Below are 18498 nucleotides of genomic sequence, written 5' to 3'. Positions count from 1 at the left end.
GCCCATGAGTATGTCATCCATACCGTCGTCTTCCCCCGGCGGAAAGCGCTATGGCTGGGTAGAGAAGATCGGTAACAAAGTCCCGCACCCGTTTTTGCTGTTTATCTATCTTATCGTGGCGCTGATCGCGGCCACGGCGATAGTTTCCGCCTTCAACGTCGGGGTGCAGAACCCTACGGATGGTTCACGGGTGGTGGTCAAAAATCTGCTCAGCGTGGAAGGGTTGCACTGGTTTTTGCCCAACGTCATTAAAAACTTCAGCGGTTTCGCGCCGCTGGGGGCGATCCTCGCCCTGGTGCTGGGCGCCGGCTTCGCCGAGCGGGTGGGCCTGTTACCCGCGCTGATGGTGAAGATGGCCTCTCACGTCAGCGCCCGATATGCCAGCTATATGGTGCTGTTTATCGCCTTCTTCAGCCATATCTCTTCTGACGCGGCGCTGGTAATTATGCCGCCGCTGGGCGCGCTGATGTTCCTCGCCGTCGGTCGGCATCCTGTCGCCGGCCTGTTGGCGGCGATTGCCGGTGTGGGCTGCGGCTTTACCGCCAATTTACTGATCGTCACCACCGACGTACTGCTCTCGGGGATCAGCACCGAGGCGGCAAAATCCATCGATGCCTCTTTGCACGTCAGCGTGATCGACAACTGGTACTTTATGGCGACCTCGGTGATCGTTCTGACGCTCGTCGGCGGACTGATCACCGATAAGCTGGTGGAGCCGCGGCTGGGGCAGTGGCAAGGCAGTCGTGATGAAAAGCTGCAGACGCTGACGCCCGAGGAGCGTTTCGGCCTGCGCATCGCCGGCGTGGCAACGCTGGTATTCGTGGCGGTCGTCGCCCTGATGGTGGTCCCCGAGAACGGTATTCTTCGCGACCCGGTTCAACACACGGTCATGCCCTCGCCGTTTATCAAAGGCATCGTGCCGCTGATTATCTTTTTCTTCTTTGTCGTGTCGCTGGCATACGGCATCGCCACCGGCAAAATTCGCCGCCAGGCCGACCTGCCGCAGCTGATGATTGAGCCGATGAAAGAGATGGCCGGGTTTATCGTGATGGTCTTCCCGCTGGCGCAGTTCGTGGCGATGTTCAACTGGAGCAACATGGGCAAGTTTATGGCCGTCGGTCTGACGGACCTGCTGGAGAGCGCCGGGATGAACGGCGTCCCGGCGTTTGTCGGGCTCGCGCTGCTGTCGGCTTTTCTGTGTATGTTTATCGCCAGCGGCTCGGCCATCTGGTCGATTCTGGCGCCGATCTTCGTGCCGATGTTTATGCTGCTGGGCTTTCACCCGGCCTTTGCGCAGATCCTGTTTCGCATCGCCGATTCATCGGTGCTGCCGCTGGCGCCGGTGTCGCCGTTTGTGCCGCTGTTTCTCGGCTTCCTACAGCGCTACCGACCGGATGCCCGCCTCGGCACCTACTACTCGCTGGTGCTCCCTTACCCGCTGATTTTTCTCGCCGTCTGGCTGCTGTTGCTGGTGGGATGGTATCTGGTGGGACTGCCGATCGGCCCGGGCATCTATCCGCGTCTTCCTTAACCTGCTGGCAGGCCAGGGATGGCCGTATAGCCTTAACGCGACACCTTCGTTTTCACTTTGCTGGCCGCATGATCCACACTGGCTAATTTATAGAAAAGCGCTTTGTACACCCTTTCAAACACCAGGGTCAGACCGTGGATCGCTAAGCCGCTGATGATCAATACCAGTACGCCAGTCAGTATATATTGCATAGCCCCACCTCTGAGTGATTAACAGCGCCGCGCTGAGGCGTCGGCACCCTACCAGGCGCGTGAAGCACCGGTATCGTCAGTTAAAAAGTAGCAAAAACCATGCCCGATAACCCGCCAGGATCGATCCAAAAATAAATCATCGTGGCTTACGCAGAGCGCCAGCCCGTGATGCGGCTTTATCTTTTGGGAGTATAGTTGACTGTCGTCAGCGCGTGGTATCGTGTGCCCCTCATGTACGATGGTGGATGACAGAAACGATGTTGACCTTGCTGCAGGATAAAATGGATACCCCGCTGGGGCCGCTGTGGGTACTTTGCGACGAACAGTTTAATTTGCGCGCCGTCGAGTGGGACGAGCACCGCGATCGGATGGAAACCCTGCTCGACGTTCACTATCGACGGGAAGGCTATCAGCGCGTCGACTGCCGCAACCCAGGCGGCCTCAGCAGTAAGCTGAACGACTATTTCGCCGGCGATCTGGCGATTATCGATACCCTGGCTACCGCCACCGCCGGCACACCGTTCCAGCGCCAGGTCTGGCAGGCGTTACGCGATATCCCCTGCGGCCAGGTGATGCACTATGGCCAACTGGCCGAGGCGCTCGGACGCCCCGGCGCCGCTCGCGCCGTGGGGGCCGCCAATGGCGCCAATCCGGTGAGTATCGTGGTGCCCTGTCATCGGGTCATCGGGCGTAACGGCACCCTGACCGGCTATGCCGGGGGCGTGCAGCGAAAAGAGTGGTTATTGCGCCATGAAGGGTATCTTTTACTTTGACTGAAAATGCCTTTTCTGGAATCTTCAGGTAATTTTACAATCAAACATAGCGAAATAATCTATTGCTTATCAATTAGATATACAGCCATTTTGATTTACCCTGCTGATATTACGTGTTTCCGGGTCTGAAGACTTACCTGCTGATCAAAAAGATGTTAAAATTGACCAATATCAATTAAGGCCTGAGCAGACATATGATCCCTGAGAAGCGAATTATTCGACGCATTCAGTCTGGCGGTTGTGCTATCCATTGTCAGGATTGCAGTATCAGCCAGCTCTGCATCCCCTTTACTCTGAACGAGCATGAGCTTGATCAGCTGGATAATATTATCGAGCGGAAAAAGCCAATCCAGAAAGGTCAAACCTTGTTCAAAGCCGGTGATGAGCTGAAGTCGTTGTACGCTATTCGCTCCGGGACCATCAAAAGCTACACCATCACTGAGCAAGGTGATGAGCAGATCACCGGCTTCCATCTGGCGGGCGATCTGGTGGGTTTCGACGCCATCGGCACCGGTCTGCACCCGAGCTTTGCGCAGGCGCTGGAAACCTCGATGGTCTGCGAAATCCCCTTCGAAACCCTTGACGATCTTTCCGGAAAAATGCCGAATCTGCGTCAGCAGATGATGCGCCTGATGAGCGGTGAGATTAAAGGCGATCAGGATATGATCCTGCTGCTTTCCAAAAAGAATGCCGAAGAGCGCCTGGCGGCGTTTATCTACAACCTCTCTCGTCGTTTCGCCCAGCGCGGCTTCTCACCCCGTGAGTTCCGCCTGACCATGACCCGCGGCGACATCGGCAACTATCTCGGCCTCACTGTCGAAACCATCAGCCGTCTGCTGGGGCGTTTCCAGAAAAGCGGCATGCTGGCAGTGAAAGGCAAATACATCACCATTGAAAACAGCGATCTGCTGGCCCAGCTGGCCGGTCAGGCGCGCAACGTCGCTTAATCTCTGCGCACCACCTGGTCACGATCGGCAATTTTTTAAGATTTGTTGATCTGACCAGGCTCCTCCCCTGTTTCAATTCATCCATATAGGTTATCTTTTTAGTAACTGACGGTAGCTGCAGTTGTAAGGAGACCCTGTATGGCGAAGTATCAGAGCATGCTGGTAGTAATCGATCCTAACCAGGACGACCAGCCGGCACTTAGGCGCGCGGTGTACCTGCACCAACGGATTGGTGGACGCATCAAAGCCTTTTTGCCGATCTATGATTTTTCTTATGAAATGACCACCCTGCTGTCGCCGGACGAACGCACGGCGATGCGCCAGGGCGTTATTGCCCAACGTACAGCCTGGATCCGCGAGCAGGCGAAATTCTATATTGAATCGGGTGTGCCGATCGACGTAAAAGTGGTGTGGCACAACCGCCCCTTCGAAGCCATTATTCAGGAAGTTATTAGCGAGAAACACGACCTGCTGTTGAAGATGGCCCACCAGCACGACAAACTGGAGGCAGTGATCTTCACACCCACCGACTGGCATCTGTTGCGTAAGTGCCCCTGCCCGGTGTGGATGGTAAAAGACCAACCGTGGCCGGAAGGTGGCAAAGCGCTGGTCGCGGTCAATCTCGCCAGCGAAGAGAATTATCACAACACCCTGAACGAAAAGCTGGTTCGGGAAACGCTGTCGCTGGCGCAAGAAGTCAACCATACCGAAGTACATCTCATCGGCGCCTACCCGGTAACCCCCATCAATATCGCGATTGAGCTCCCGGATTTTGATCCCAGCGTCTACAACGACGCCATTCGCGGTCAGCACCTGCTGGCGATGAAAGCGCTGCGGCAGAAGTTTGGCATCGATGAGAAATTCACCCACGTGGAAAAAGGCCTGCCTGAGGAGGTGATCCCGGATCTCGCCGAGCATCTGCAGGCGGGGATCGTGGTGCTGGGAACGGTCGGACGTACCGGCCTGTCAGCGGCGTTCCTCGGCAATACCGCGGAACAGGTGGTCGATCATCTGCGCTGTGACCTGCTGGTACTCAAACCGGAGGCCTACCAGACGCCGGTGGAACTGGACGACGACGACGACGATTAACCCTCTTCTCGTACCGCTCATCTTCCCCCGCCTCGCGGGGGATTTTTTTTGCTTGCTGCCAGTCAGGCACAAAAAAAGGGCCGCTGGCGGCCCCTGTCACTGTCCAGCGAGAATGGCTTAGTGGATACCCAGACGCCAGGCCAGATCGATCTCTTCTTTCAGCTCCAGCGATGAGAGCGCCATCAGGTCAGCAAACTCCAGCTCCAGCAGTTTCAGCTTTTTCAGATACTGCGCTGGGGTCATGACGGTAGTGTCGCGGCGTAAGAATTCGATGGCCATCTGCGTTGGGGTTAACTCGGTATCCATAATATCCTCTGTCTGATGTAATAACCGGGACATTATATCATCTCTCACCGCTTATTTTATGAACAATTCCAGGCATCTCTCCGCATATAAAAAAGCCGTCTCACAGGAGACGGCTTATAAACAAACGTTGTAAAACAAGCGTGCTACATTACAGCGCTTTCAGGATCGCATCGACGCTGGCTTTCGCATCCCCAAACAGCATATGGGTGTTCTCTTTGAAGAACAGCGGGTTCTGTACGCCGGCGTAGCCAGTGTTCATCGAACGCTTAAAGACCACCACGTTCTGCGCTTTCCAGACTTCCAACACTGGCATACCCGCGATAGGGCTCTTCGGATCGTCCTGCGCCGCCGGGTTGACGGTGTCGTTGGCGCCAATCACCAGCACGGTGTCGGTATCGCTGAAATCGTCGTTGATCTCATCCATCTCCAGCACGATGTCGTAAGGCACTTTGGCTTCCGCCAGCAGCACGTTCATATGCCCCGGCAGACGCCCGGCCACCGGGTGAATACCAAAGCGTACTTTGATACCCCGCGCCCGCAGCTTCTCGGTAATTTCTGCCACCGGATACTGCGCCTGGGCCACCGCCATACCGTAGCCAGGGGTGATGATCACCGACTGCGAGTTTTTCAGCATCTCCGCTGTCTCTTCCGCGCTAATCTCGCGATGTTCGCCCACTTCTTCATCGCCGCCGCTGGAAGACCCATCGGTGCCGAAGCCGCCAGCAATCACGCTGATAAAGGAGCGGTTCATCGCCTTACACATAATGTAAGAGAGGATGGCACCGGAAGAACCCACCAGCGCGCCGGTGACGATCAGCAGGTCATTGCTCAGCATAAAGCCCGCTGCCGCTGCCGCCCAGCCCGAGTAGGAGTTGAGCATGGAAACCACCACCGGCATATCCGCGCCGCCGATAGAAGCCACCAGGTGCCAGCCGAAGGCCAGCGCGATCGCGGTCATCACCAGCAGGCACAGGACCTGGGTACCAGTGCTGTCGGCGCGAACAAAAATCACCATCAGCACGAAGGAGACCACCAGCGCCGCCAGGTTCAGCTTATGGCGATTGGGCAGCATCAGCGGCTTCGAGGAAATTTTGCCGCGCAGTTTACCAAACGCCACCACCGAACCGGTGAAGGTGACTGCACCGATGAAGATGCCGAGGAACACTTCGGTTAAATGGATATTGACCAGAATCTGCTCCATCCCGGTTTCATGCTGCAGGTAGCTGTTAAAACCCACCAGCACCGCCGCCAGGCCCACGAAGCTGTGCAGGATAGCCACCAGCTCCGGCATCTCGGTCATCTCGACCTTTTTCGCCAGACGAATACCGATCGCCCCACCGATCACCATCGCGAGGATGATCCAACCGACGTTGCCGGCGTCCGGCCCCAGAATCGTGGCGATCAGGGCGATAGCCATCCCGGCGATGCCGAAATAGTTGCCCTGCTGCGACGTTTCGTGTTTCGACAGACCCGCCAGGCTGAAAATAAACAGGATTGCGGCAACAATGTATGCAGCTGTAACTAATCCACCAGACATGTGCTACCCCTTATCCTTTGCGAAACATTTTCAGCATGCGCTGAGTCACGGTAAAACCACCGAAAATATTAATGCTGGCGATCAGTACCGCGATAAAGCTCAGGAAGCTGACCCAGCCCCCTTGGCCTATCTGCAACAACGCACCAACAACGATAATGCCCGAAATCGCGTTCGTCACCGACATCAGCGGCGTATGCAGCGCATGGGAGACGTTCCATACCACGTAGTAACCTACTACGCAGGCCAGCGCGAAGACGGTGAAATGGCCAAGAAACTCTTTTGGCGCGACGTTCGCCAGCCAGCCGAAGAGGATAATCGCCAGCGCTATCAGGGCATATTTACGCCATGGGGACACCGGTTTTGCCGCTTCTTTCGGCGCTTCCACTTTTTTCGCTGCAGCCTGCGGCTGAGCGGAGACCTGAATCGGCGGCGCCGGCCAGGTGATTTCGCCTTCGCGCACTACGGTCACGCCGCGCACCACCACGTCATCGAAATCGATAACAATGTTGCCATCTTTCTCTTTGCACAGCAGCTTCAGCAGGTTAACCAGGTTGGTACCGTAGAGCTGGGAAGACTGGGTCGGCAGACGGCTCGGCAGATCGGTGTAACCAATAATTTTCACGCCGTTGGCGGTGGTGACCACTTCGCCGGGCACGGTGTACTCACAGTTGCCGCCATTTTGCGAGGCGAGGTCGACCACCACGCTGCCCGACTTCATGGAGTCGACCATCTCGCGGGTGATCAGTTTCGGTGCCGGTTTACCCGGAATTAACGCCGTGGTGACGATGATATCGACATCTTTCGCCTGGGCGGCGAACAGCGCCATTTCGGCCTTAATAAAGGCCTCAGACATCACCTTGGCGTAGCCGTCGCCGCTGCCGGCTTCCTCTTTAAAGTCCAGCTCGAGGAACTCGGCGCCCATACTCTGCACCTGCTCCTTCACTTCCGGACGGGTATCGAAGGCGCGGACGATAGCGCCCAGGCTGTTGGCGGCGCCAATCGCAGCCAGACCGGCCACCCCGGCGCCGATGACCATCACCTTCGCGGGCGGAACTTTGCCTGCCGCCGTAATCTGTCCGGTAAAGAAACGGCCGAATTCATGGGCCGCTTCCACGATTGCACGGTAGCCGGCAATGTTTGCCATTGAACTGAGCGCATCCAGCGACTGGGCGCGAGAAATACGCGGCACCGAATCCATCGCCATCACGTTGATATTACGGGCCGCCAGTTTTTCCATCAGCTGCGGGTTTTGCGCAGGCCAGATAAAACTTATCAGCGTGGTTCCCGGATTCAGCAGCGCAATTTCATCGTCATTTGGGGCATTGACCTTGAGGATGACGTCAGACTGCCAGACCTCGTTGCCCGTGACGATCTCAGCCCCTGCCTGGGTAAAGGCGGCATCGTCAAAGCTGGCCAGTTTCCCGGCCCCGCTTTCTACCGCGACGCTAAAGCCGAGTTTAAGCAATTGCTCAACGGTCTTCGGCGTGGCGGCGGCCCGGGTCTCCTGGGCTAGCCTCTCTTGTGGTACACCAATACGCATAGTTTTCCCTTCCATCGGTTTTTGATGATGGTTTACTTTTCTGACCAACAACGACAAGACGGCGAAATCTTCCTCGCCATCTTCCGCTGTCTGCAAAATGAAACAGTAACAAACTTTTTATAACCTACTGAAAATAGCGATTGTGATCTACAGCGATAAAACAGAAATTTTGATTTTATTGCTTATTGTCAGCACAGATGGTTTCGGGCAGCAATATTTACCTGAATTTCTCACTCAGGCCTGATAATCAGCTTATCCAGCGTGATAAAACGCCATTTATCGCCATTGAGATCATTGTATTAACATTACGTTAACTAATAAAAGTGGTATCGATTATCGTTTTTGCTGGTCAAGCGGCTGTTTTTTCAACATATCGAAAAATGTTATCTTTCCGTAGTATACGATTCGGGCGGCAAGCAAAAAATGACGCAGACAGTCACAACGATTAAATGCAATAATCAAACGTTTTCAGTCAACAACAACACCAGTATATGGTTTGCGCAAGGCAAAGGATTATTTTTATGAAGCTTAAAAACACCCTCCTGGCGTCTGCTCTCCTGACAACCGCCACGTTGTCTGCCCATGCAGCGACCGAGTTGACCCCGGAGCAGGCGGCTGCGCTGAAGCCCTACGATCGCGTTGTCGTCACCGGCCGGTTTAATGCCATTGGCGACGCGGTACAGGCGGTATCGCGTAAAGCCGACAAAGACGGCGCGGCCTCATTCTATGTTGTCGACACGTCGGACTACGGCAATGGCGGCAACTGGCGCGTCACGGCTGACCTCTATAAAGACAACGCGCCGCAAGCGGATGCGCCGAAAAATCGCATCATCAATGGCGTGGTAGAACTGCCGAAAGATCAGGCCGTGACGCTGATGCCTTACGACACTGTCACCGTTCAGGGCTTCTATCGCAGCCAGCCGGAAGTCAATGATGCCATCACCAAAGCGGCAAAAGCGAAAGGCGCCTATGCGTTCTTTATCGTGCGCCAGGTGGATGCCAACCAGGGCGGCAACCAGCGCATTACCGCTTATATCTATAAAAAAGATGCTGAAAAACGCGTGCTGCAGAGCCCGGACGCCATCCCGGCAGACTCTGACGCCGGTCGCGCGGCGCTGGCCAAAGGCGGTGAAGCCGCGAAAAACGTGGAAATCCCGGGCGTCGCCACCACCGCGGCTGTGGGCTCAGGCACTGGCGTCGGTCGTTTCTTCGAGACCCAGTCTTCCAAAGGCGGGCGTTACACTGTCACGCTGCCGGACGGCACAAAAGTGGAAGAAGTGAACAAAGTGACCGCGGCGCAAATGGTGCCGTTCGATAATATCCAGTTCACCGGCAACTACGGCAACATGACGGAAATCTCCTATCAGACGGCGAAACGCGCGGCGAAGAAAGGGGCGAAGTACTACCACATCACCCGTCAGTGGCAGGAACGCGGCGGCAACATCACCATCAGCGCTGATTTGTACAAATAATCACTGCTGACTGGCTAAAAAGGCGGCGCAATGCCGCCTTTTCATTTTTTTTCATCCCCCGCCATTGCATGGCTCCCGGACACTCCGTAAAATCCCGCGCCTTAGCGCAATCCTCCATTTTTATGCGATTTCGCAAAATAAATATTCTGGAACAGCCATTTTCACCTCGGGAATGCAATGGAAAAGAAACTGGGCCTGAGCGCCCTGACCGCCCTGGTCCTTAGCTCAATGCTCGGCGCTGGCGTATTCAGTTTGCCGCAAAATATGGCTGCCGTAGCCAGCCCCTCCGCTTTGCTTATCGGCTGGGCCATCACCGGCGTCGGGATCCTGTTCCTCGCCTTCGCCATGCTGCTGTTAACCCGCATTCGCCCCGACCTCGACGGCGGGATCTTCACCTACGCCCGCGAAGGGTTCGGTGAGCTGATTGGCTTCTGTTCCGCCTGGGGATACTGGCTCTGCGCGGTGATCGCCAACGTCTCCTATCTGGTCATCGTCTTTTCGGCGCTCAGTTTCTTCACCGATACCCCTGAGCTGCGCCTGTTTGGCGATGGCAACACCTGGCAGTCTATCGCTGGCGCTTCGGTTTTGCTGTGGGTTGTCCATTTTCTGGTCCTGCGCGGCGTGCAGACGGCGGCGGGGATTAACCTGGTGGCCACCCTCGCCAAACTCCTGCCGCTGGGCGCGTTTATCGCGCTCGCCGCCCTGGCCTTCCAGCTGGATACGTTCCGCCTCGATTTCCGCGGACTGGCGCTGGGAATCCCCGTGTGGGAGCAGGTTAAAAACACCATGCTGATCACCCTGTGGGTGTTTATTGGCGTGGAAGGTGCCGTCGTGGTTTCTGCCCGCGCCCGACACAAGCGCGATGTCGGTCGCGCAACGCTGCTGGCGGTGCTCTCCGCCCTCACGGTCTATCTGCTGGTCACCCTGCTGTCGCTGGGCGTGGTGCCGCGCAGCGAACTGGCCGGTATGCGTAACCCGTCGATGGCGGGACTGATGGTCAACATGATGGGTTCGTGGGGAGAAATCGTGATTGCGGCGGGCCTGATCGTGTCGGTGTGTGGCGCCTACCTGAGCTGGACGATTATGGCTGCGGAAGTGCCTTTCCTGGCCGCCACTCATAAAGCCTTCCCGCGCCTGTTTGCCCGCCAGAACAGCAACAATGCCCCGTCCGCCTCGCTGTGGCTGACCAATATCAGCGTTCAGGTATCGCTGGTGCTGATCTGGTTGACCGGGTCGGACTACGGCACCCTGCTGACCATCGCCTCAGAGATGATCCTCGTTCCCTATCTGCTGGTCGGCGCCTTTCTGCTGAAAATCGCCACTCGCCCGCTGCACAAAGCGGTGGGTATCGGCGCCTGCATTTATGGCTTATGGTTATTATACGCGTCGGGACCTGTGCATTTGCTGTTGTCGGTGGTACTTTACGCTCCGGGTCTTCTGGTCTTTTTGTACGCTCGACGTACGCACCAGCACGATCGTTCGCTCAAACGCCGCGAATTGGCGCTAATTGGTTTATTGCTGGTTGCCGCTGTGCCGGCAACGTGGATGCTGGTGGGGTAAGCGCTCGCCCTGCCGCAGAACGCATAGGAGATACCCATGGCTGAACAACAGCCCCGCCCGGTTCTGATCACAGGAGGAGGCCGCCGCATCGGTCTCGCGCTGGCACACCATTTTCTGCTGCAACACCAGCCGGTCATCGTCAGCTATCGCACGCCCTATCCGGCAATCGATGGCCTGCGCGACGCGGGCGCCCTCTGTCTGCAGGCCGATTTCAGCAGCGATGACGGCATACTGACCTTCGCCGAAGCGGTCAAATCGCACACCAGCGGCCTGCGCGCCATCATCCACAACGCCAGCGACTGGATGGCGGAGAAGCCGGGAGTTGCGCTGAGCACAGTGATCAACCGCATGATGCAGATCCACGTCCATGCCCCCTACCTGCTCAACCACGCGCTGGAGGATCTGCTGCGCGGCCACGGCCATGCCGCCAGTGATATTATCCATATTACCGATTACGTCGTGGAGCGCGGCAGCGATAAACATATCGCCTACGCCGCCAGCAAAGCCGCGCTGGACAATATGACCCGCTCCTTCGCCCGCAAGCTGGCGCCGGAGATCAAGGTCAACGCCATCGCCCCGTCGCTGATTATGTTTAATGAGGGTGACGACGAAGCCTATCGTCAGCAGGCGCTGGATAAATCGCTGATGAAAATCGCCCCAGGCGAAAAAGAGATTAGCGACCTTATCGACTATCTGTTTACCAGCCGCTACGTCACCGGCCGGTCCTTCGCCGTCGACGGCGGCCGCCCGCTGCGCTAGTGGAAGTGGTTCCAGCCCAGGATTAACAGCCAGGCGCATAGCCCCCAGCATCCCACCGCGCCTGCCAGCGCCAACGGCAGGCGCATGATCCCGGTGAAGTACCACAGCGATACCAAATAGACAAAATAGGGAATAATCGACCACATGCCGAACACGATGGTGGCGCGCAGGGCTTCAATACCGCGCTCGCTGGCGACGATATAGTGGGCGATGAGCGCAAAGGTAGGAAACAGCGGGATCAGCCCGGCGAGAGCGTAATTTTTCGTTTTTGCCAGCACGCCAATCAGCACCACCACCAGCGCACCCAGCAGCCCTTTGATTAACAGCCCCATGTCCTTATGCCTTAACAATGAATCAACAAGTTAGCGCAGCATAGCGGAAATAGCGCTGTTTATAAAAGAGTAATGGCGGGTAAAATAGACGCAGTGTATGTTACTTCTTTTACTGATGTGCAATAGACATGAATAAAATCGTTTTTGTTGAGGATGACCCTGAGGTTGGGGCGCTGATCGCCGCCTATCTCGGCAAGCATGATATGGAGGTGGTGGTCGAGCCTCGCGGCGACCGCGCAGAGGACGTGATCGCGCGGGAGAAACCGGACCTCGTGCTGCTGGACATTATGCTGCCCGGCAAAGACGGGATGACGCTCTGCCGCGATCTGCGCGGGCAATGGCAAGGGCCCATTGTCCTGCTGACCTCACTCGACAGCGACATGAACCATATCCTCTCCCTGGAGATGGGCGCCAGCGATTATATCCTGAAAACCACGCCGCCAGCGGTGCTTCTCGCGCGACTGCGTCTGCATTTACGCCAGCATATCGCTCCGGCGGGCGCCGGCGCCGGTACCCCGGCAACGCTCACGCCGCACAAAACCATCTCCTTTGGTTCGCTGACCATTGACCCGGTCAACCGCCAGGTGCTGCTTGGCGGAGAAAACGTCGCATTGTCGACGGCCGATTTCGATCTGCTGTGGGAGCTGGCCACCCACGCCGGGCAAATTATGGACCGCGACGCGCTGCTGAAAAATTTACGCGGCGTCACCTACGACGGGATGGATCGCAGCGTTGACGTGGCTATCTCCCGCCTGCGCAAAAAACTGCTCGACAACGCCACGGAGCCCTATCGTATTAAGACCGTTCGCAACAAAGGCTACCTGTTCGCCCCACACGCCTGGGACAACTAAGCTTCTCCCGCGGCCCTGCGAGGGGCCCGTTTTATGGCGCACTCCCCGACAGTAACCACCTCAACTTTTACTGCTTAGGGCAACTGCGCGGGTTTCCCTCTGCGCGCCCGCTGCCCGCTGCGAATTTGTCATATTGCGTAAATCAATAGGTTTAGCCGTACAGTTCCCCATCACATAAGCCTTCAATATGATTGTGCTCAAGGACTTACCGTTATCAGAGTGGCATAAAGCCTGAAAACACAGGACTTTTGCATGATGAAATACGTTGTACTTTTGGCACTCTCACTCTTCACTTCACTCTCTGGTTGGGCTTTTTCCCTCGACAACGCCGATATTCGACTCCTCTGTCCACAGCGCGGGCAAATCGAGGTGATCCTCCACCGCTATGAACATACCCAGCAATCCTGGGGACAGCATCACTTTGAAACGGGAGGCGGCCACGTTCGCCAGGGACCGCTGCTGGTGATCCCGTTTGCCAACCTCGATCAGATGATTTACCACCAGACCACCGGCGAATTTGCTTACTGGTATGCCAAAACGGAAAAGCTGGTGCGCTGTCGTCTGCTGAGTCTGACGACCCTCTATCCGGTGGATATTCCCTACTTTCGCGAGTAGCGATACCCCGCTCGACGCTCCAGGGTAGTGCAGGTCTGGTGGTTATAATTAATTTGTGACAACGTCACTAATTCAGATATTCCCGGCCGATATCATCCCGGATGACGCGACCTATACCGGGTATACCGGCGCCACAAAGATGGCAAGGTGCAACATGCCGGGCCCCCAAAGATGGTCGTTTTACAATAAATTTTCATTGTTCTAGTGTGAGTTAACTCAACACTCACGCGGTACGGGAGAGACAATGGGACGGTTCTCAGGCAAGAAAATTGTGATTACAGGGGCGAGCAGCGGTATTGGTCTGGCGGGGGCAATGCGCATTATTGATGAAGGGGGCGAAGTGATGCTGACCGGGCGCCATCAGCAAAAACTGGCGTCGTTACGCACATTGCTGCCCGAGCGTGCCTGGTTTCTTCAGAACGATGGTGCGGAACCTGAGGCGGCGCATGCCCTCGCCGAGTCTGTAGAATCATTTGGCATGCTGGATGGCCTGTGGCTGAACGCCGGGCAGCTCGCCTTTTCTACGGTGGAAAATACCACCGAAACGCAGTTCGATACCATCATGGCCAACAACGTCCGTTCCGCTGTCCTGCAAATCGCCGCACTTTCGCGTTTTTTAAAGAGCGGAGCCTCGGTGGTCATCACCGCCTCTACGGCCGCCTACGAAGGCACGCCACTGGCGGCGCTCTATGCCGCCAGCAAAGGCGCGCAGCTGGCCCTGGTTCGCAGCTGGGCAACAGCCTTCGCCGCCCGCGGGATCAGAGTTAACGCGCTGGTCCCCGGGGCAATCGATACCCCTCTGCTTGACGCGATCCCCGTCCCCTTCCGCGAGCAGTATGATGAGCAGATTAGGGCTAACGTGCCGCTAAAACGCCAGGGAACGCCGGAGGAAGCGGCGGCGGTTGCGCTGTTTTTATTATCGGATGATGCCAGGTATGTGACGGGTAGCCAGTATGTGGTGGATGGCGGACTGCTGCGCTTATAAGGGCTGCGTCATTATTTATGCATACGGGATGTTGTCAGTGAGGGTGAACCCTGCTTTGATAGCGCATTAAACGGGGCATGAAACGCAGAAGTGATTTTGCGGTATATTCTGCCGTGACAAACGCCCTGGACTGCGGTCTGGTTTCGTTCCTGCATCACCGCTTTAGCGGAAAGACACATACCACACCGCGCCATGAAGGCAAAAGATAGGTAATTAACATTCTGATTTAAGTGAGATTTAATGAAAAAGCTGTTTGTGCAGTTCTATCTTTTGCTCTTCGTTTGCTTTCTGGTAATGACCATGCTGGTCGGTCTGGTCTATAAATTTACCGCTGAGCGCGCCGGACGACAGTCGCTGGACGATTTGATGAAAAGTTCGCTGTATCTGATGCGCAGCGAGCTGCGGGAAATTCCGCCGCGCGACTGGAGCAAGACGCTCAAAGAGCTGGATCTGAACCTGTCGTTCGATCTGCACATCGAACCAATGAGCAAATTTAAGCTGTCGGAAAGCTCGATGCAGCACCTGCGCGCCGGCGATATTGTCGCGCTGGATGACCAGTACACCTTTATTCAGCGTATTCCCCGCAGCCATTATGTGCTGTCGGTGGGCCCGGTGCCTTATCTCTATTTTCTGCATGAAATGCGCCTGCTGGACGTGGCGCTGATGGCGTTTATTGCTATCTCGCTGGCCTTTCCGGTGTTTATCTGGATGCGTCCGCACTGGCAGGACATGTTGCGCATTGAAACCGCTGCCCAGCGCTTTGGCGAGGGCCACTTCAGCGAGCGCATTCATTTTGACAGCATGTCCAGCTTTGAACGGCTCGGCGTGGCCTTTAACCAAATGGCCGATAACATTAACGCCCTCATTGTCAGTAAGAAGCAGTTGATTGACGGTATCGCCCATGAGCTCAGGACGCCGCTGGTCCGCCTGCGCTACCGTCTGGAGATGAGCGAAAACCTCACCGAGGCGGAATCGCAAGCGCTGAACCGCGATATCGGCCAGCTGGAGGCGCTGATTGAAGAGCTCCTGACCTACGCCCGCCTCGACCGCCCGCAGACGGAACTCAGCCTGACGACGCCTGACTTTCCCGCCTGGATCAGCGATCACGTCGAGGATATCCAGATGGTCAACCCGCAGCGCGAGGTCGCTCTGGCGACGCTGACCCACGGCAACTACGGCGCGCTGGATATGCGGCTGATGGAGCGGGTACTGGATAATCTGGTGAATAACGCCCTGCGCTACAGCACCCAGCGGGTGGCGGTCAGCCTGACCCTGCAGGGTCCGCGCGCGTCGCTGCAGGTCGAGGATGACGGCCCGGGAATCGCTCCCGAAGAGCGCGAGCGGGTGTTTGAGCCCTTTGTCCGTCTTGACCCCAGCCGCGATCGGGCGACAGGAGGTTGTGGCCTCGGCCTGGCGATTGTGCACAGTATTGCCCAGGCGATGGGCGGTGACGTGCGCTGTGAGGCCAGCCCTCTCGGCGGCGCCCGCTTCTGCTTTAGCTGGCCGGTTTATCATCAGTTGCCCGATTTTACCTCTGCCTGAATAAAACTTGCGCAGCGGCCGCGCGCTGCGTATGCTGTAAAAATCAAATAGTATGTTGTAACTAAGGTGAAATGATGGCCAGCTACGATCTTGTTGAACGTCTGAATGATACCTTTCGCCAGATCGAGCTGGAGCTGCAGACGCTCCAGCAGACATTAAGCAGCTGTCGGCTGCTGGCGGCCCGGGTATTTGAACTGCCGGCGGTCAGTAAGGATGCCGAGCACGATCCGCTGGCGAACATACCGGTGGTGCAGCACAGCGGCAAGGCGGCGCTGGCCCTCGCCCTGCGCCACTACAGCCATCTGTTTATCCAGCAGCAGTCGGAAAACCGCAGCAGCAAGGCCGCCGTCCGTCTGCCAGGGGCTATCTGCCTGCAGGTCACCGCCGCGGAGCAGCAGGATCTGCTGGCGCGCATTCAGCATATTAACGCCCTGAAGGCTACCTTCGAGAAAATCGTCACCGTCGATTCTGGCCTGCCCCCTACTGCCCGTTTTGAATGGGTGCATCGCCACCTGCCGGGCTTGATCACCCTCAGCGCCTACCGCACGCTGACGCCCCTTATCGACCCGAGCACCATCCGCTTCGGCTGGGCCAATAAACACGTGATCAAGAACCTGACCCGCGACCAGGTATTGATGATGCTGGAGAAAAGCCTGCAATCACCGCGGGCGGTGCCGCCGTGGACCCGTGAGCAGTGGCAGAGCAAGCTTGAGAGGGAGTATCAGGACATCGCCGCCCTGCCGCAGCGAGCGCGGCTGAAAATCAAACGGCCGGTGAAAGTGCAGCCGATTGCCCGCGTCTGGTACGCCAGCGAGCAGAAACAGGTGCAGTACGCCTGCCCCAGCCCGCTGATCGCGCTGATATCCGGCAGCCAGGGGGTCAGCGTCCCGGATATCGGCGAATTGCTGAACTATGACGCCGACAATGTCCAGTACCGCTACAAACCGGAGGCGCAGTCGCTGAGATTACTTATCCCGCGCCTGCACCTCTGGCTGGCTAGCGAGTAGCCAGGCTGCCGACCATCTCTTCCGGGCGCACCCAGCTGTCGAATTCGGCTTCCGTCAGGTAGCCCAGCGCCAGCGCCGAGGCTTTGAGGGTCAGCCCCTCATGGTGGGCTTTTTTAGCGATTTCCGCCGCCTTGTCGTAGCCGATATGGGTATTCAGCGCAGTGACCAGCATCAGCGACTCATTGAGCAGCTGGCTGATCCGCTCGCGATTCGGTTCAATACCCACCGCACAGTGCTCGTTAAAACTTGCCATGCCGTCCGCCAGCAGACGCACCGACTGCAGGAAGTTGTGGATGACCATCGGGCGATAGACGTTAAGCTCAAAGTTGCCGGAGGCGCCACCGATATTCACCGCCACGTCGTTGCCCATCACCTGGCAGCAGACCATGGTCAGGGCTTCGCACTGGGTTGGGTTAACCTTGCCGGGCATAATCGATGACCCTGGCTCGTTTTCCGGGATCGCGATTTCGCCAATGCCGCAGCGGGGGCCGGAGGCCAGCCAGCGGACATCGTTAGCGATTTTCATCAGGGACGCCGCCAGGCCTTTCAGCGCGCCGTGGGCATGGACCAGGGCATCCACAGTGGCCAACGCTTCGAATTTGTTTGGTGCGGTGACAAATGGTTGTCCGCTGAGCGACGCCAGCTCGGCCGCCACCCGCACGGCATACTCCGGATGGGTATTCAGCCCGGTTCCTACCGCCGTCCCGCCCAGCGCCAGCTCGGCAAGATGCGGCTGACTGGCTTCGATGTGCTTCAGGCTATGGTCCAGCATCGCCACCCAGCCGGAGATCTCCTGGCCTAACGTGAGCGGCGTGGCGTCCTGCAGATGGGTGCGGCCGATCTTGACGATATCCCTGAAGGCTACCGCTTTTTCATTGAGCGTCGCCCGCAGCGCCTGCAGCGACGGGATCACTTTTTCCCGCAGGGCAATCAGCGCCGCGACGTGCATGGCGGTGGGGAACACGTCATTTGAGCTCTGGCTCTTATTCACATCGTCATTGGGATGAATTTTTCGCGCCATCCCCCGTTCACCGCCCAGCAGTTCACTGGCGCGGTTGGCCAGCACCTCGTTCATATTCATATTGCTTTGGGTGCCGGAGCCGGTCTGCCAGATAGCCAGCGGGAACTCCTGCGCGTGCTTTCCGGCGAGGACTTCGTCAGCGGCAGCGACGATCGCCCCGGCTTTCTCCGCCGTCAGCAACCCGAGATCCTGATTAACCTTCGCCGCCGCCCGCTTGGTCAGCGCCAGGGCGTAAATCAGCTCCCCGGGCATTTTTTCGGTCGAGATGCGGAAATGCTCCAGCGAGCGCTGGGTCTGGGCGCCCCAGAGTTTATCGGCCGGGACGTCGATGGCGCCCATCGAGTCTTTTTCACTGCGATGCGTTGTCATTACTTTCTCCTTGGATTCAAAGTGCGTCATAGCGACAAAGCTCACCTGCTTAAAAGACTAAGTATTGGCCA

18 protein-coding genes are annotated in these 18498 nt (G+C 57.1%); 12 read left to right on the top strand and 6 right to left on the bottom strand.

Features of this window, described 5'->3' with window-relative positions; translation table 11 throughout:
• Window positions 1-4 precede the first annotated feature (4 nt).
• Entirely contained in the window at window positions 5-1531 is a 1527-nt protein-coding gene (gene abgT, locus A1WC_RS13930; RefSeq protein WP_016160943.1) for a p-aminobenzoyl-glutamate transporter, read from the top strand.
• Between the two features lie 32 nt (window positions 1532-1563).
• On the opposite strand, the gene A1WC_RS13935 is transcribed toward abgT, so the two are convergent.
• Window positions 1564-1722, bottom strand: a complete 159-nt coding sequence (locus A1WC_RS13935) for a hypothetical protein (protein ID WP_012541886.1) — start codon at window positions 1720-1722, stop codon at window positions 1564-1566.
• A 257-nt stretch (window positions 1723-1979) separates the two neighbouring features.
• Here A1WC_RS13935 and ogt point away from each other — a divergent pair, with 257 nt between their 5' ends.
• The 3 genes from ogt to uspE all read left to right on the top strand — a co-directional run bounded on the left by ogt (window position 1980) and on the right by uspE (window position 4531).
• Window positions 1980-2495: a methylated-DNA--[protein]-cysteine S-methyltransferase gene (ogt, locus tag A1WC_RS13940; RefSeq protein WP_012541887.1), complete on the top strand. Its 516-nt coding sequence runs from the start codon at window positions 1980-1982 to the stop codon at window positions 2493-2495.
• Between the two features lie 194 nt (window positions 2496-2689).
• Entirely contained in the window at window positions 2690-3442 is a 753-nt protein-coding gene (gene fnr, locus A1WC_RS13945; RefSeq protein WP_002903394.1) for a fumarate/nitrate reduction transcriptional regulator Fnr, read from the top strand.
• Between the two features lie 138 nt (window positions 3443-3580).
• Window positions 3581-4531, top strand: coding sequence for a universal stress protein UspE (gene uspE, locus A1WC_RS13950; RefSeq protein WP_008805063.1), 951 nt, complete (start codon window positions 3581-3583; stop codon window positions 4529-4531).
• Between the two features lie 117 nt (window positions 4532-4648).
• Here the strand turns inward: uspE and A1WC_RS13955 are convergent, their stop codons facing one another.
• The 3 genes from A1WC_RS13955 to pntA all read right to left on the bottom strand — a co-directional run bounded on the left by A1WC_RS13955 (window position 4649) and on the right by pntA (window position 7914).
• Window positions 4649-4837, bottom strand: coding sequence for a YdiH family protein (locus A1WC_RS13955; RefSeq protein ID WP_004887037.1), 189 nt, complete (start codon window positions 4835-4837; stop codon window positions 4649-4651).
• 148 nt (window positions 4838-4985) lie between these two features.
• Complete coding sequence (gene pntB, locus A1WC_RS13960; protein ID WP_012541888.1) at window positions 4986-6374, bottom strand: Re/Si-specific NAD(P)(+) transhydrogenase subunit beta; 1389 nt, start codon at window positions 6372-6374, stop codon at window positions 4986-4988.
• Between the two features lie 10 nt (window positions 6375-6384).
• On the bottom strand, window positions 6385-7914 hold the full coding sequence (gene pntA, locus A1WC_RS13965; RefSeq protein ID WP_016160942.1) for a Re/Si-specific NAD(P)(+) transhydrogenase subunit alpha: 1530 nt from the start codon (window positions 7912-7914) through the stop codon (window positions 6385-6387).
• Between the two features lie 521 nt (window positions 7915-8435).
• Here pntA and ydgH point away from each other — a divergent pair.
• The 3 genes from ydgH (at window position 8436) to folM (ending at window position 11705) form a co-directional block, all read left to right on the top strand.
• Window positions 8436-9386: a DUF1471 family protein YdgH gene (ydgH, locus tag A1WC_RS13970; RefSeq protein ID WP_008805066.1), complete on the top strand. Its 951-nt coding sequence runs from the start codon at window positions 8436-8438 to the stop codon at window positions 9384-9386.
• Between the two features lie 177 nt (window positions 9387-9563).
• Window positions 9564-10946, top strand: coding sequence for an amino acid permease (locus tag A1WC_RS13975; protein WP_012541893.1), 1383 nt, complete (start codon window positions 9564-9566; stop codon window positions 10944-10946).
• Window positions 10947-10982: 36 nt separating this feature from the next.
• Window positions 10983-11705: a dihydromonapterin reductase gene (gene folM, locus A1WC_RS13980; protein WP_012541894.1), complete on the top strand. Its 723-nt coding sequence runs from the start codon at window positions 10983-10985 to the stop codon at window positions 11703-11705.
• Here the strand turns inward: folM and A1WC_RS13985 are convergent.
• Window positions 11702-12037 carry a GlpM family protein gene (locus A1WC_RS13985; RefSeq protein ID WP_008805069.1) on the bottom strand — a complete coding sequence of 112 codons (336 nt, stop codon included), beginning with the start codon at window positions 12035-12037 and terminating at the stop codon, window positions 11702-11704. The genes folM and A1WC_RS13985 overlap by 4 nt on opposite strands.
• A 128-nt stretch (window positions 12038-12165) precedes the next feature.
• Here A1WC_RS13985 and rstA point away from each other — a divergent pair, with 128 nt between their 5' ends.
• From rstA to tus, 5 genes are all read left to right on the top strand, one after another.
• A complete protein-coding gene (rstA, locus tag A1WC_RS13990; protein WP_008805070.1) occupies window positions 12166-12888 on the top strand; it encodes a two-component system response regulator RstA in 723 nt (240 codons plus the stop codon).
• Between the two features lie 252 nt (window positions 12889-13140).
• The gene (locus A1WC_RS13995; protein ID WP_008805071.1) at window positions 13141-13503 is read left to right on the top strand and encodes a hypothetical protein; all 363 of its coding nucleotides are present in this window, start codon (window positions 13141-13143) and stop codon (window positions 13501-13503) included.
• Between the two features lie 244 nt (window positions 13504-13747).
• Window positions 13748-14488 (top strand): SDR family oxidoreductase, encoded by a 741-nt coding sequence (locus tag A1WC_RS14000; protein WP_016160941.1) that lies wholly within the window; start codon window positions 13748-13750, stop codon window positions 14486-14488.
• A gap of 240 nt (window positions 14489-14728) precedes the next feature.
• The gene (gene rstB / locus A1WC_RS14005) at window positions 14729-16030 is read left to right on the top strand and encodes a two-component system sensor histidine kinase RstB (protein WP_016160940.1); all 1302 of its coding nucleotides are present in this window, start codon (window positions 14729-14731) and stop codon (window positions 16028-16030) included.
• A gap of 74 nt (window positions 16031-16104) precedes the next feature.
• On the top strand, window positions 16105-17037 hold the full coding sequence (tus, locus tag A1WC_RS14010; protein WP_016160939.1) for a DNA replication terminus site-binding protein: 933 nt from the start codon (window positions 16105-16107) through the stop codon (window positions 17035-17037).
• Here the strand turns inward: tus and fumC are convergent.
• Window positions 17027-18427 carry a class II fumarate hydratase gene (gene fumC, locus A1WC_RS14015; RefSeq protein WP_016160938.1) on the bottom strand — a complete coding sequence of 467 codons (1401 nt, stop codon included), beginning with the start codon at window positions 18425-18427 and terminating at the stop codon, window positions 17027-17029. The two genes, tus and fumC, sit on opposite strands and share 11 nt — an antisense overlap.
• Window positions 18428-18498: the final 71 nt, after the last annotated feature.

This window comes from Klebsiella sp. KTE92, assembly GCF_000398905.1.
Taxonomy (GTDB): Bacteria; Pseudomonadota; Gammaproteobacteria; order Enterobacterales; family Enterobacteriaceae; genus Klebsiella; species Klebsiella variicola.
This window is presented reverse-complemented; position numbering and strand designations above follow the sequence as displayed.